This is a genomic window from Peptococcaceae bacterium 1198_IL3148 (genome assembly GCA_036763105.1).
Lineage (GTDB): Bacteria > Bacillota > Desulfotomaculia > Desulfotomaculales > Desulfohalotomaculaceae > JBAIYS01.
Window position 1 is genome coordinate 16,799 of sequence record JBAIYS010000011.1, and the last position, 14,194, is coordinate 30,992.

The 14,194-nt window shown below is 46.8% G+C and carries 16 protein-coding genes; 12 read left to right on the forward strand and 4 right to left on the reverse strand.

Annotated elements, in window-relative coordinates:
* The first annotated feature begins 3 nt into the window (after nt 1-3).
* The 5 genes from V6C27_10915 to cwlD all read left to right on the forward strand — a co-directional run bounded on the left by V6C27_10915 (nt 4) and on the right by cwlD (nt 3,473).
* Nucleotides 4-804 (forward strand): energy-coupling factor transporter transmembrane component T, encoded by an 801-nt coding sequence (locus V6C27_10915; GenBank protein ID MEG6616927.1) that lies wholly within the window; start codon nt 4-6, stop codon nt 802-804.
* A 6-nt stretch (nt 805-810) separates the two neighbouring features.
* Nucleotides 811-1,554 (forward strand): tRNA pseudouridine(38-40) synthase TruA, encoded by a 744-nt coding sequence (gene truA, locus V6C27_10920; protein MEG6616928.1) that lies wholly within the window; start codon nt 811-813, stop codon nt 1,552-1,554.
* 163 nt (nt 1,555-1,717) lie between these two features.
* Nucleotides 1,718-2,146 (forward strand): 50S ribosomal protein L13, encoded by a 429-nt coding sequence (rplM, locus tag V6C27_10925; GenBank protein ID MEG6616929.1) that lies wholly within the window; start codon nt 1,718-1,720, stop codon nt 2,144-2,146.
* Between the two features lie 29 nt (nt 2,147-2,175).
* A complete protein-coding gene (gene rpsI, locus V6C27_10930; protein MEG6616930.1) occupies nt 2,176-2,568 on the forward strand; it encodes a 30S ribosomal protein S9 in 393 nt (130 codons plus the stop codon).
* A gap of 152 nt (nt 2,569-2,720) precedes the next feature.
* Entirely contained in the window at nt 2,721-3,473 is a 753-nt protein-coding gene (gene cwlD, locus V6C27_10935; GenBank protein MEG6616931.1) for an N-acetylmuramoyl-L-alanine amidase CwlD, read from the forward strand.
* A 6-nt stretch (nt 3,474-3,479) separates the two neighbouring features.
* Here the strand turns inward: cwlD and V6C27_10940 are convergent, their stop codons facing one another.
* Nucleotides 3,480-3,647: a hypothetical protein gene (locus V6C27_10940; protein ID MEG6616932.1), complete on the reverse strand. Its 168-nt coding sequence runs from the start codon at nt 3,645-3,647 to the stop codon at nt 3,480-3,482.
* Nucleotides 3,648-3,788: 141 nt separating this feature from the next.
* Here V6C27_10940 and V6C27_10945 point away from each other — a divergent pair, with 141 nt between their 5' ends.
* On the forward strand, nt 3,789-4,946 hold the full coding sequence (locus V6C27_10945; GenBank protein ID MEG6616933.1) for an aminotransferase class V-fold PLP-dependent enzyme: 1,158 nt from the start codon (nt 3,789-3,791) through the stop codon (nt 4,944-4,946).
* 20 nt (nt 4,947-4,966) lie between these two features.
* On the opposite strand, the gene V6C27_10950 is transcribed toward V6C27_10945, so the two are convergent.
* The gene (locus tag V6C27_10950) at nt 4,967-5,251 is read right to left on the reverse strand and encodes an EscU/YscU/HrcU family type III secretion system export apparatus switch protein (protein MEG6616934.1); all 285 of its coding nucleotides are present in this window, start codon (nt 5,249-5,251) and stop codon (nt 4,967-4,969) included.
* Between the two features lie 13 nt (nt 5,252-5,264).
* Nucleotides 5,265-5,858, reverse strand: coding sequence for a hypothetical protein (locus tag V6C27_10955; protein ID MEG6616935.1), 594 nt, complete (start codon nt 5,856-5,858; stop codon nt 5,265-5,267).
* A gap of 154 nt (nt 5,859-6,012) precedes the next feature.
* Between V6C27_10955 and amrA the strand changes: the two genes are divergently transcribed.
* Entirely contained in the window at nt 6,013-7,419 is a 1,407-nt protein-coding gene (gene amrA, locus V6C27_10960) for an AmmeMemoRadiSam system protein A (protein MEG6616936.1), read from the forward strand.
* 212 nt (nt 7,420-7,631) lie between these two features.
* Here amrA and V6C27_10965 read toward each other — a convergent pair whose 3' ends face one another.
* On the reverse strand, nt 7,632-7,805 hold the full coding sequence (locus V6C27_10965) for a hypothetical protein (GenBank protein MEG6616937.1): 174 nt from the start codon (nt 7,803-7,805) through the stop codon (nt 7,632-7,634).
* Nucleotides 7,806-8,027: 222 nt separating this feature from the next.
* Between V6C27_10965 and amrS the strand changes: the two genes are divergently transcribed.
* From amrS to V6C27_10990, 5 genes are all read left to right on the forward strand, one after another.
* Nucleotides 8,028-9,023 (forward strand): AmmeMemoRadiSam system radical SAM enzyme, encoded by a 996-nt coding sequence (gene amrS, locus V6C27_10970; protein MEG6616938.1) that lies wholly within the window; start codon nt 8,028-8,030, stop codon nt 9,021-9,023.
* A 254-nt stretch (nt 9,024-9,277) separates the two neighbouring features.
* Nucleotides 9,278-10,318, forward strand: a complete 1,041-nt coding sequence (argC, locus tag V6C27_10975; protein MEG6616939.1) for an N-acetyl-gamma-glutamyl-phosphate reductase — start codon at nt 9,278-9,280, stop codon at nt 10,316-10,318.
* A gap of 90 nt (nt 10,319-10,408) precedes the next feature.
* Nucleotides 10,409-11,614: a bifunctional glutamate N-acetyltransferase/amino-acid acetyltransferase ArgJ gene (argJ, locus tag V6C27_10980; GenBank protein MEG6616940.1), complete on the forward strand. Its 1,206-nt coding sequence runs from the start codon at nt 10,409-10,411 to the stop codon at nt 11,612-11,614.
* Nucleotides 11,615-12,096: 482 nt separating this feature from the next.
* Nucleotides 12,097-12,984 (forward strand): acetylglutamate kinase, encoded by an 888-nt coding sequence (gene argB, locus V6C27_10985; GenBank protein ID MEG6616941.1) that lies wholly within the window; start codon nt 12,097-12,099, stop codon nt 12,982-12,984.
* A gap of 21 nt (nt 12,985-13,005) precedes the next feature.
* The gene (locus tag V6C27_10990) at nt 13,006-14,193 is read left to right on the forward strand and encodes an acetylornithine transaminase (protein ID MEG6616942.1); all 1,188 of its coding nucleotides are present in this window, start codon (nt 13,006-13,008) and stop codon (nt 14,191-14,193) included.
* The last annotated feature ends 1 nt before the right edge of the window (nt 14,194 follow it).

Consider the following 14,194-nt stretch of genomic DNA (forward strand, 5'->3'; position numbering starts at 1 on the left):
AATATGCTGGGACATGTTACCATTGGCCAGTATGTACCGGGGCAAACCATCATCCATCGGCTAAACCCGTCAATTAAAATATTAATAACTTTGCTCAGCGCTGTGGGGATATTTATTCAACCGGGGCTTTGGGGGTTGGCGGTATCTTCTTTATATATAGCTTTGGTAGTGCTTTTTATCAACCAACTTTTTTTCTACCTGTTTAGAGGGCTGCGCCCACTATTGCTGTTAATAGCGCTGACCTTCACTTTTCAAGCCTTTACCATACCCGGCGATCCTTTATTAACCATTGGTTACTTTGATATTAGCAAACAGGGGCTGCAAAGGGCAGTTATCTACATGGGGCGTCTGGTACTGGTGGTGATTATGGCTTCGGTACTTACGGCAACCACCACCCCAATCGCTTTAACCCAAGGATTAGAAAAAATATTATCTCCGCTGAAAAGATTTGGTGTGCCTGCCCACGAATTGGCCATGATGATGACCATTGCCTTAAGGTTTATTCCCACCCTTTTAAACGAAGCGGACATTATAATCAAGGCCCAACGGTCCCGGGGGGCTGGTTTTAACCAAGGTGGTATTACCAAGCGATTACAGGCAATAGTGCCATTTCTGGTACCACTGTTGGCAACATCATTACGGCGGGCAGAAGAACTGGCCACTGCCATGGATTCAAGGTGCTATCGAGGCGGGCTTAACCGAACCACCATGACACCGCTGACCATTGGCCCTCAGGATTACATGGCGGTAACCATAGCGGTGATATTTTTGCTATTGGCCTTAACCCACCGGTTAGGTTGGTGATGATTAGTGAGCAATATAAAATTAACAGTGGCCTATGATGGGACTGATTATTATGGTTTTCAGGAACAGCGGGGCACTAACTTTGTGACTATTCAACAATTGTTAGAGCAGAGCCTTTCTAAACTGGCAAAACGTAGCATCCAAGTGATTGGAGCTAGCAGAACAGATTCCGGGGTGCATGCCAGGGGTCAAGTGGTAAATTTTAAAAGTGACTGTTGGCCTGTGCCGCTGAATAAACTGCCACTGGCTGTCAATGCTTTGCTACCTAGGGATGTGGCCGTAACGGCAGCAGAGTATGTGGCTGACGACTTTCATGCCAGATTTTCGGCTTTGGGCAAAACCTATACCTATACCATTTATAATCATCGGATACAAAATCCCTTTACCAAAAGGTTTGCCCTACATGAGCCCCGGCCGCTGGATGTGGGGTTAATGAACATTGCCGCCCAGTGCCTGTTAGGGGAACATGACTTTAAAGCCTTTCAAGCCCAGGGTACACCGGTAAAATCCACCGTCAGAAAAATAATCAATGCCCAAGTGGAGAAAATGGACAATAATATCATTTTAACAGTGGCCGGCAATGGTTTTCTGTATAATATGGTCAGAATTATTACTGGCACCTTAATTCAGGTGGGGTTAGGCAAACTGGAACCCAATAAGATTACCGACATTATTAGTAGTAAAGATCGCACCAAGGCTGGTCCGACGGTGCCACCCCAAGGGCTTTGTTTAGAGGAAATATATTATTGATAATGGCAGTATATGGTGGTAAGCATTAACACAAATTTGAGACGCCTGGAAACGTGTTCTGCTTGACACCACTTGTACCATATATTAAAATACTATTATGTGACCAGAAGTAGTCCCGCCCCGTTCTACTAATGGTTGTTGTAGCAAGGAGGGAAATAATTTAATGAAGACTTATATGGCAAAAGCAGAAGAAGTCCAGCAGAAATGGTATATTATAGATGCTGCAGGTAAGCCACTGGGTAGATTGGCTACTGAGGTGGCTCGTATTCTGCGTGGAAAACATAAGCCAACCTTTACCCCCCATGTTGATACCGGTGATTTTGTAATTGTGATCAATGCTGAAAAAACAGTTTTAACCGGTAACAAATTGGATCAAAAAGTGTACTATCGTCACTCTGGGTACCCAGGTGGTTTAAAGGAAACAAAATATCGTGACTTTATGAGCACCAAGCCAGAAAGAGCAATTGAAAAGGCTGTTAAAGGCATGTTACCCCATAACAGTTTGGGTGCTAAACAAGTTAAAAAGCTGAAAGTATATCAAGGCGCTGAACATCCACACCAGGCTCAGCAGCCTGAGGTTTGGAATTTCTAAGATAGTTTTGATGGAAGGAGGCTGTTAGCGTGGCTCAAGTTCAATTTTATGGTACTGGTCGGAGAAAGAATGCTGTAGCTCGGGTATACCTGATCCCTGGCGAAGGCAAGCTTGTGGTTAATAATAAAACTGTAGATAATTATTTTGGACGTAAAACCTTAGAAATGATCATTCGTCAACCACTGGAAATCACCGGTGTAGTTGGTCGTTTTGATGTAATGTGTAAAGTACATGGTGGTGGTACCGCTGGCCAAGCCGGTGCAGTAAGACATGGTATTGCCCGTGCATTGGTACAAGCAGATCCTAACCTGCGCCCTGTGCTTAAGCGTGCTGGTTTCTTAACCCGTGACCCAAGAATGAAGGAACGTCGCAAGTACGGCTTGAAAAAAGCTCGTCGGGCACCACAGTTCTCAAAACGTTAATACTTGTGTTGATATCAAAAGGAAGGTTGCTAATGACCTTCCTTTTTTAATGCCATAGGCCAGTTAGTTTAAGCCAGTAAAATGCATTTATGCATTTTATTGGCTTTTGCTGCATATCATCCACTGAGAAGATATGCAAGGGGTGTGTAGCGATGGCAGTCTACATGAGAGTTATGCATTTTCGCAAACGCTATTTATTGTTTGCCATTATTTTGGCACTGATTGTGGCCAAGATATATGACCAAACGCAAATTAAGTTAGAACAAGAGGCTATTGAAGCAATGTCATGGTCTGTTGCCAATAAGGTGATAGTCATTGACCCAGGCCATGGTGGAGTGGACCCGGGAAAAGTTAGTCCCAACGGGGTTGAAGAAAAAAATATTAATTTAGAAATATCCAAGCGATTAGCCACCATCTTAGGCCAGGCCGGTGCCGCAGTTATTTTAACCAGAGAAACCGATACCCACTTATCCGGTGACGGCATCAAAGGCATGTCATCAAGACACCGGGAGGACCTTTCTCAAAGGGTTAAGATGGCTAACGATCGCAATGCTGATTTATTTATCAGTATCCACTGTAACAGCTACCCTGACGCCAGTCAGCATGGGGCACAAGTTTTTTATCAGCCAGGGTCTAAGGAAAGCCAACGTTTAGCAAACTGTATTCAAGAGGAAATAACCAGATTATTGGCCAACACCAGGCGAACCCCGAAAGCAGTGGATTTTTTCATTACCCGGAATACCAATATGCCCACCGTGATAGTGGAAACAGGATTTATCACCAATGCCAAAGAAGAAAAACTACTGTTGGACCCGGCTTATCAATCTAAAATGGCTTGGAGCATCTATGCAGGGGTAATTAAATATTATGCTGAAAATGTAGAAAACACTGAACAAGCGAACTAATCGGTCTTACTCCACCACCCGACCCAAAACACTGATACTTAGATCGTGCAAGTTTAGTACAAATATCTTGGGATTATCTTCTACAGTGGCAAAAAGGATGGTTTTTTCATCCTTTTTATTTTTACTGAAAGCTACCATGGTTGAAAAAACTTCTGGATTAACTAGAAAAAACATGTTTTATCCACCTCAACATCTCATCTCTTTAATATGTTATGTTCCGGGGGATAATCTGCTTACAAAAATAAGAAAAATAGCCAAATGTTTTTTATAATATCACCTCAATATAGGGGCAGTAATATACTGTGAGGTGAAATTATGAAGTACGTCTATTTTGATAATGCGGCCACATCGTGGCCCAAACCACCTGCAGTGTGGCAGGCAATGGATTATTTTATGCATCAGGTGGGTGCCAGCCCGGGGCGGGCAGGACACAAAAGGACGGTAGTGGCCAATGGCATGGTGGATGAAACCAGAGAACTTTTGGCTAAGCAATTTAATATTGATGATCCACAGCAAATTAGCTTTACGTTAAATGCCACCGACGGTTTAAATACAGCCATAAAGGGTTTACTAAAGCCAGGAGATCATGTGGTTACCAGTTCGATGGAACACAATTCGGTATCCCGGCCGCTCTATTTTTTAGAACAGCAGGGTGTTATTCAGGTGACCAAGGTTAAGTGCAGCCAGCAGGGGCATCTTTGTGTGCAGGAAACCGAAAGGGCCATTAAACCCAATACCAAGTTATTGGTGGTTACCCATGCATCCAATGTTACCGGAACCATTATGCCGGTAAAGGAGTTGGGGCAATTGGCGAAGAAATATAACCTCTACTTTTTGTTGGATGCCTCTCAAACGGCCGGTATAGAGGATATTGACGTGCAGGCATTTAATATTGATGTGCTGGCCTGCCCCGGTCACAAAAGCTTATTTGGTCCCCAGGGGACCGGAGTGCTTTACGTTGGCGGTGGATTGCCGCTGATACCGTTGCGCCAGGGCGGTACCGGCAGTAAATCCGACACCCCCGGTCAGCCGGAAATACTGCCGGAGAAATATGAAAGTGGTACCCTTAACGCCATTGGCATCGCTGGACTGGGTGCCGGTTTGAGATTTATTCAGCGGGAAGGAATGGAGAGGATCAGGCTAAGGGAAAAGCAACTGGCCCAAAGATTTATCAGCGGAGCTAAGGATATCCCCAACTTGGTGATCTATGGGCCGATGGATCTGGACAAACAGGTGCCGGTGGTTTCATTTACCTTTAAGAATGTTAAGGCTGGGGATGTGGGCAAAGTGTTGGATGAAAAATATAATATTGCCTGCCGAGCGGGATTGCATTGTGCTCCCGATGCCCACCGCACCATTGGTACCTTTGAAAATAAACTGGTGAGGTTTTCCTTTTCTTATTTTAATACGCCGTCAGAGGTTGACTATGCCTTAGAGGCACTGCAGCAAATTGCCACTGACTTACCCCACTAAACCGAGCGCTGACGCTCGGTTTAATCATTTTCCAGTTTTTTATCCAGCCGGGCCACTTGAATTAATATTTTAGCCACCGCCTGATATAATTCCGGGGGAATTTCCACCCCAACCCCCAATTCGGTTAAGGTTTGGGCCAACACTTTATCCCGATGGATGGGAATGTCTTTTTGGTTGGCAATGTCAACAATTTTTTTGGCCATTGCCCCGCGACCGGCGGCCACAATTTTAGGGGCATTGTCTTCACCGACGTTATATCTTAGGGCAGCGGCCACCCGAACATAATTTTTATTTTTAGCGCCCATCGTTTATGCCCCCTTAAACAGTCCAATCCATCAGCGAAGTAATTACCTCTGCAGCGACGGCACAGGGGTCAATGTCTTGACAGTGGCGCACATTGGTTTGGACGTAGCAAGTGGTGACAACGTTACCACAACCCAGCGATACTAAATCCTGTTTGATGGCGGGCAGTATTTCCGCTATTGCTTGTCGATGACATTCCTGGTCGGTGACAAATCTCACCCCTAAACCTTGCTGGGGCATATGTTCCAAGCCGATCCATACCACACCCAGGTTATCGGTATCCAGCTTAATAAAAAATGCCGAACTATTCTGCTCATCCACCGATTGATTGTTGTTATATTTACGGACAAAGAATAGCGCCGATTTAAATGGTTCAGCCTTTAAGGGTAAAGGCAGATAAGTTATTTCTGGATGATTGGCTGGCCGGGGTTGTATACTGTCTTGGTCTTTTACAGCGGTTTCTTTAGTGACAGAGACGGTGGCCTTCATGGCATTAACATCTTTCAAGGCCTGCTGATTGATAAAACTATTTTTCGGGGTCTGTTGGGAAGTTACGTTTTTAGGTTGTTGCACCTTCAACAAAGCAGGTAGTATTTTGCTAATATTCATTTTCACCACCACCCAATCAAGATATACCTCTATATTAACTTATCGGTGCAACCTAGGGCAGGACTTTATAGTAAAAGGCAGAAAATTATAAGAAAATAATGTCAGCTTTGTCAGGTTATATTAAGATAACTATATTAAATGTGAGGGATTTGTGATGTCGATAGTAATTTGCGGTGTGGTGCCCCACCCACCGATAGCGGTACCAGAGGTGGGCAAGGAGGAAGCCAACCAAGTCAGCAACACCCAAAGGGCATTTTTGAAATTGGCTGAACAAATTAAGGCCAGCGGCGCCGAAACAATGGTGATTATTTCACCCCACAGCCCGCTCTTTTCTGATGCCATAGTGGTCAATATGGCACCCCGGCTTAAAGGGGGGTTAGCTAAATTTGGTGCGCCCCAGGTTACCTTTGACTACAGTAATAATGCTCAATTGGTCCGGGAAATTATCAACCAATGTGGTAAATTAAACTTGGTGGCTGCTGAACTGGATCAATTGCTGGCTAAGGAATTTCAAGTGGATTTGGCGTTGGACCATGGTGTGACGGTGCCGTTATATTTTATGCGACAGGCCGGGTTGGAGCTACCGCTGGTGGTAACATCAATGGCGATGTTTTCCTTTGAACAGCTTTATCGATTTGGCATTGCGGTGGATAAGGCGGCGGAGGTTAACAAACAAAAGGTGGCATTAATTGCCAGTGCGGATTTGTCTCACCGCCTGAAACCAGGCGCTCCGGCCGGTTATGAGCCCTCTGCCGCAGAATTTGATCGAGAGCTGGTACAATTGGTGGCTAGTGCCGATGCTGCCGGATTAGTGCAAATGGATTATGAAAGGGCGGAGCGGGCCGGCGAGTGCGGGCTGAGATCAATAATTATGATGATGGGGGCGTTGGAAGGTAAAGCGGTGGATTCCGAGGTGCTTTGCTACGAAGGACCCTTTGGAGTTGGCTACATGGTGGCCCGTCTAACACCCGGTGCCCCGGATGCTAGCCGGGCTATTTTGGGGCAGGTGGGAAAACAGCGGGCAGAGAGATTAAAGGCCAGACTTAACGCCGAAAGTTTTATCGTCAAAGTGGCCCGGGAAACGCTGGAGCACTATGTGTTAGGTAAGTCGGCACCCACCTATGGCGACCAAGAAATTCCCGCTGAATTTAAAGGGAAAGGGGCCACCTTTGTAACCATTAAAAAACATGGTCATTTGCGGGGTTGTATTGGCTCGGTCTTTCCCCAAAAGGACAACATTGTGGCGGAGGTCCAGCAAAACGCCATCAGCGCCGGCATCCACGACCCGCGCTTCTATCCAGTGGAACCAGATGAATTGGAGGAGCTGACCTATTCGGTGGATGTGTTGACCGCACCGGAACCGGTGGCCAGCATTGAGGAGCTGGACCCCAAACGGTACGGTGTCATTGTGAGAAAGGACCACCGCAGTGGCTTACTGTTGCCTGATTTAGAGGGCATCAATACCGCCGAACACCAAGTGAGCATTGCCAAAGAAAAGGCCGGCATTGGAGCCGATGAACAGGTAACACTGGAGCGGTTTGAGGTGGTTAGGTATAAGTAGGGCAATTATGAATTATGAATTTTGAATTACGGTGCCTGATTCCAGCCGTTTATTAACAGAAATTATTTAGCATGGCCTCTACTCAGGCTGGTGTCTGGCTCCGTTTAAGCAACTTTTGCCTTAACCTTTAATTTATACACTCATTACTGCGTGCAAATGCTTTTCGTAGGGGTTCGATTTATCGATGTTATACACGCTTTCTAACTTATGCTTTAGGTTAAAACGCAGGTGGCTTTGGTTGGTTTGATGTCTGCTTGGTTGTTTAGATGTAAGTTGCGGTGAAACCTGGTACCTGCTGCACCGCTCACTTTCGGGATAGTTTCGCAGACCGAACTATAGCTCATCCGGCTGTCTCCGGCAGGGTTCCCGGCAAATTCGCCGTCCATGGCTCAGTTGCCGGTGGCGCACGTCCTATGCGCCACCCTGCCTCCGACCGCCTGCTTCGCTAAGTTCGGTTCGCTGCTCAACTATATGTCGTTCGCTTACTGCAGCAGGTGCCAGGTTTTTAATCAACTTTTTATCGTTAAGCAGAGGCAAAAGCCACCTGTATTATAACTATTGGAATTCACTTTAGTGAGTTTTACATATTCAACGGAGGTTTTGTGTTTATGCAACAAGCGATGTTTTGGCAACCTAAAGATGATGGTAAGGTGTTATGTCAACTTTGTCCCAAGTATTGTACCATTGCCCCGGGGAAAACCGGGTTTTGTCGGGTGCGGAAAAACGTTGATGGCACCCTTTACAGCATGAACTTTGGCCACTTGTCCGCCCATGCCATGGATCCCATTGAGAAAAAGCCGCTGTATCATTATTATCCAGGCAACTATATTCTTTCGCTGGGCACCACCGGTTGTAATTTGCGCTGTGGTTTTTGTCAAAATTGGAATATTGCCCACCATGACCCCCAGACTATAGAAGTTACGCCGGACCATGTGGTGGCAGTGGCGGCAAATCAGGAGCCCTACCCCAATATTGGCATTGCCTACACCTACTCGGAACCGCTGATGTGGTATGAATTTGTGTTTCACACCACCCGCTTGGCCAGAGCCCAAGGGTTAAAAAATGTGTTGGTGACCAATGGTTATATCAATGAAGAGCCCTTAAAGGGATTGCTGCCATATATTGATGCCATGAATATTGACGTTAAGGGTTTTACTGACCAGTACTATCATGACAACTGTGTTGGCCATCTGGAGCCGGTGATGCGGACGGTGGAGTTGGCTCATCAAAGGTGCCATGTGGAGTTGACCACTTTGTTGGTGCCGGGGCTTAATGATTCCGAGGCAGAAATTAGGCAGCTGGTGGATTGGGTGGCTAGCCTTAATCCGGAAATCCCGCTGCACTTTTCCCGTTATTTTCCTAACTTTGAATTTAAGCTGGACCCCACACCGCCGGAGACATTAAAACGGGCCCGGGAAATCGCTCTGGAAAAACTCAGTTATGTATACATTGGTAACCTAGATGCCCCCAAGGGATTGAATACTTATTGCCCAGAGTGCAAAAAAATTTTGATCAACCGCAGTTGGTACAATGGCAAGGTGGTTGGTTTGACCCCGGAAAACCAGTGTAAATACTGCGGTAAAAAAATTCATATTACCAGATAAAAACACTATTGATTTTTATTCAGTTGGGTGTATAATTATAAATAACCTAAAACCAGCCAGTTACTGAAATAACTGGCTTAATTAATTATAAATTAGGAATTTTGAATTATGAATGGCTAGTTTTTATTTAAATGGTATCAATTAGCTAATCATTCAAAATTCAAAATCCAGCATTCATAATTGGAAGGTTCCTTTTATCTGGAACATACATCATGAAAATTAATTTACACATCGTAAATCAGGAGGTGCAAAAGTTGATAAAAGTTGCTGTGATTGGTGCCACAGGGTACACCGGGGCTGAGTTGGTGCGAATATTGTCCCGGCATCAGGATGTGGAGTTGGTGGCTTTAACATCCCGAAGTTATTCCGGTGCGCCCTATTATCAGGTGTATCCACACCTTTACCAATATGTGGATTTGGAATGCAGTGAACTGGATATTAAAGAGTTGGTTAATCAGGTGGATGTGGTCTTTACCGCTTTACCCCACGGCCATTCAATGGAAATTGCTGCAGAAGTCATTAAGCAAGGCAAAAAAATAGTGGATTTAGGAGCAGATTTCCGTTTGAACGCCAGCGAACTGTATCAAGGGTGGTATCAAGTAGAACACCTGGCGCCGGATTTATTGGCTCAGGCGGTCTATGGTTTGCCGGAGCTAAATCGCCAACAAATTGCAACCTGCCAGCTGCTGGCTAACCCCGGTTGTTATCCCACCACAGTTTTGCTTGGCTTGGCGCCACTTTTAAAAAATCAGCTTATTGATCATCAAACGTTAATTATCGATAGCAAATCAGGGGTTTCGGGAGCGGGCAGGGGATTGTCGTTGCGATCCCACTTCTCGGAAGCAAACGAGAATTTTCAAGCCTATGGTGTGGCAACCCATCGCCACACCCCGGAGATAGAGCAGGAACTAAGTAAACTGGTTGGTAGCCAAGTGACCGTTAGCTTTACACCGCACCTGACACCAATGACCAGAGGCATGCTTAGCACCATTTATGCTAACCTTAACCAGCAAATCACCACCAAAGAATTAAATCAGTTATACAGCGAGTTTTATCAACAGGAATATTTTGTGCGGGTATTGCCGGTGGGCATGTTGCCGCAAACCAAAGCGCTGGCCGGGAGCAACTTCTGTGACCTTGCGGTTACCGCTGATCTTCGTACTGGCAGAGTGATTGTGCTGTCAGCCATTGATAACTTAGTTAAGGGGGCAGCGGGGCAAGCGGTGCAAAATATGAACATCATGTTTGGTTTAGCGGAAAAGAGCGGCTTAGATATGGTGGCAATGTATCCCTAAAGGGGCTCGACAGTTTAGAGCCTTTTTAATTAACCAGTCTATGAATATTATTACTATATAATGAATAATCATTCAGGAGGTAAAACGGTGATTAACATACAAGAGATTCCCGGTGGCATCACTGCGGTGCCAGGTTTTATGGCATGCGGTATTCATGCCGGATTAAAAAAAGACAAACCGGATTTGGCGCTGGTATACAATGCCAAGCTCTGCAGCGCGGCGGGGGTATTTACCACCAATGTGGTAAAGGCAGCCCCACTATTGTTATCTATGGAGTATTTGGCAAAGGGTTATGCCCATGGGGTGGTTATTAACTCTGGCAATGCCAATGCCTGCAATGGTCCCCAGGGTATGGTTGATGCCAAGGCCATGGCGGCGGCAGCGGCTAAGGCGGTGGGGGTTGGTGAACAGCATATGTTGGTGGCCTCCACCGGAGTAATTGGCCAAAGACTGCCAATGAATAAGATTTTGCCCGGCATCGAAAAGGCCGCCCAGCAGTTGGCGGCCGATGGTGGATCGATGGCAGCCAAGGCCATTATGACCACGGATTTACTGCCCAAGGAAAAGGCGGTGCAATTTGAATTGGCTGGGGTGCCGGTAACCATTGGCGGCATGGCCAAAGGATCTGGCATGATTCACCCCAATATGGCCACCATGTTGGGCTTTATTGCCACCGATGCGGTGATTGAACCAACGGTTTTGCACAGTGCCTTAAAAGAAGTGGTGGACGACACCTTCAATATGATCACAGTGGACGGGGACACCAGCACCAACGACAGCGTAGTGCTGTTGGCCAGTGGCACCGCAGGTCATGCCACCATTACTGAAGGTTCAGCGGATTATGCAATTTTTGTGCAGGCGCTGGCGGAGGTTTGTGGTTACTTAGCCCAGGCCATTGCTAAGGACGGTGAAGGGGCCACCACATTGTTGACGGTGCGGGTGAAGAACGCCAATACAATGGCCGATGCCCGCAAGGCCGCTAAAGCGGTGGTGGGCTCTAACTTATTTAAAGCAGCGGTGTTTGGTCAAGATGCCAACTGGGGGCGAATTCTATGTGCAGTGGGTTATTCTGGGTCCCAATTTAACCCGGAGCAAGTGGATATTTATATTGGGGATGAGCAAGTGGCTAAAAACGGTGGCGCCGTTGACTTTAGCGAAGAGCGGGCCGCGGAAATTCTGGGTAAAGACCAAGTGACAGTGACTGTTGACCTAAAGGAAGGGCACTACAGCGCCACCGCCTGGGGCTGTGACCTCACCTACGAATATGTGCGGATTAACGGCAGTTATCGGACGTAAAGGCAATTTTGAATTATGATGCCGGTGGCTTTTGCCCATGCTTAACGAGCAAAAAGTATATTAAAAACCGGCTCCTGCTGCAGTAAGCGAACGACATATAGTTGAGCAGTGAACCGAACTTAGCGAAGTAGGCTGTCGGAGGCAGGCGGCGCATAGGACGTGCGCCGCCGGCAACTGAGCCATGGACGGCGAATTTGCCGGGAACCCTGCCGTAGATAGCCAGATGAGCGTTAGTTCGGTCTGCGAAACTATCCCAAAAGTGAGCGGTGCAGCAGGAGCCAGGTTTTTACCCAACCTATATCTCAACATCAAAACGAATATCAAACCAAAGCAAAGGCCACCCGGGTGTCTGGCACCGTAAGTAATTGTTGCTTTAAGGACAAACGTTACTTTAGCGGGCTTGATGAATCAAGCCCCTACATTATATAGAACATTAATTGATATGGTACACCTTTGAAATTTGCATGGGGGGGATTGGATTTATGTTTAATGCTTTAGAAAAAGCGGGCATTTTGGTGGAGGCTTTGCCTTATATTAAGAAGTTTTCTGGGTCCACCGTGGTGATTAAATATGGCGGTCACGCCATGGTTAACTGTGAGTTAAAGCAGGCAGTGATCACCGACCTGGTGCTAATGAAATTTGTGGGTATCAACCCGGTGGTGGTGCATGGCGGTGGGCCGGAGATCACCGGTATGTTGAAAAAGTTAGGTAAGGAAAGTACCTTTGTGGGCGGCTTGCGGGTTACCGATGAAGAGACGATGGAAATTGTGGAGATGGTGCTGGATGGCAAGCTGAATAAAGAAATTGTGGCGCTGGCCAATCAAATGGGTGGCAAAGCGGTGGGCATATCCGGTAAAGATGCCGGGCTCATTGCAGCAGCGAAAAAAATGGGCGTTGTTCGCCACCCCGATGGTCACCTGGAAAGCTGTGATATTGGCTATGTGGGCACTGTCAAACAGATTAATCCAGCCATTGTGCACACTTTAATTGGCGAGGGTTACATCCCGGTCATATCCCCGGTGGGCCTGGGGGCCAAGGGCGAAAGTTATAACATCAATGCTGACACCGTGGCTGGCAAGTTGGCCGAGGCGCTGGGTGCCACCAAATTAATGATTCTCACCGATGTGGAAGGAATTTTGAGGGATCAACAAGACCGCAGCTCGCTAATCTCAATAATCCGCAGTCACGAAATCCCTGGGTTGATTGAACAAGGGGTGATTGCCGGTGGCATGATCCCTAAGGTGGAGTGTTGTGTTTCGGCCATCAATAGCGGTGTTAAGTCTACCCACATTTTGGATGGCAGAGTGCCGCACTCGCTGTTATTAGAAGTGTTTACCGATCAAGGCGTTGGCACCATGGTGGTGCCCTAAGATATTTGGAGGTGTTAAGGAATGAAAACCAAAGAAATTATGGCAATGGGTAGTCAATATGTGATGAACACCTATGGGCGCCTACCAATGGCTTTAGTTAAAGGGAAGGGAGTAAAGGTTTGGGACGCCGACGGTAAAGAGTATTTAGACTTTTTGGCTGGGCTAGCAGTTAACTCTCTGGGGCATTGTCACCCCCGGGTGGTCAAGGCCATTTGGCGCCAAGCCAATACGTTGATGCATGTGTCAAATATATACTACATTGAGCCCCAGGTACAGTTGGCCAAATTGTTGGTGGAGAACAGTTGTGCCGATAAAGCGTTTTTTTGCAACAGCGGGGCAGAAGCCAATGAAGGGGCCATTAAACTGGCGCGGAAATACGCCAAGCTAAACTATGGCCCGGATAAATATGAAATCATTACCGCCATTCAATCCTTTCACGGTCGGACGTTAGCCACCATCACCGCCACCGGGCAGCCCAAATATCAAAAGGACTTGGAACCACTGCCCGCGGGTTTTAAATATGTGCCCTTTAACGACCTAGAGGCACTAAAACAAGCCATAGGCCCCCATACTTGTGCCATCATGTTGGAACCCATCCAAGGGGAGGGGGGAGTGCATCCCGCCGGCAAGGAGTATTTACAAGGGGTAGCGGAATTATGTAAACAAAATAATTTGCTGCTGCTTTTTGACGAGGTACAATGTGGCTTGGGGCGGACTGGCAAATTTTTAGCCCATCAATTGTACGGCGTGGAGCCGGATATTTTTACCTTAGCCAAAGCATTGGGCAATGGCTTTCCCGTTGGGGCGATGTTGGCAAAAGAGCAAGTGGCCGCTGCCTTTAAGCCCGGCGATCATGCCTCCACCTTTGGCGGCAATCCATTGGCTGCCACCGCAGCGTTGGCCACCGTGCAGGTGCTGTTGGATGAAGGGGTTATGGAAAATGCCCAGCAGATGGGGCAGTACTTTAAAGACAAATTAAAGTTTTTGGCGGGTAAATATCAACAGATTAAAGAAATCCGCGGTGCTGGCTTAATGATTGGTGTGGAACTGACAGTGGAGGGCAAAGAAATTGTCAACCGTTGCCGCCAGCAAGGATTGTTAATCAACTGTGCTAACAACAACGTGCTGAGATTTTTGCCACCGTTAATCATCAAGCAGGCCGATATAGATCAAGCCATCGAGATACTGGATCAAGCACTGGGAGGTTAAA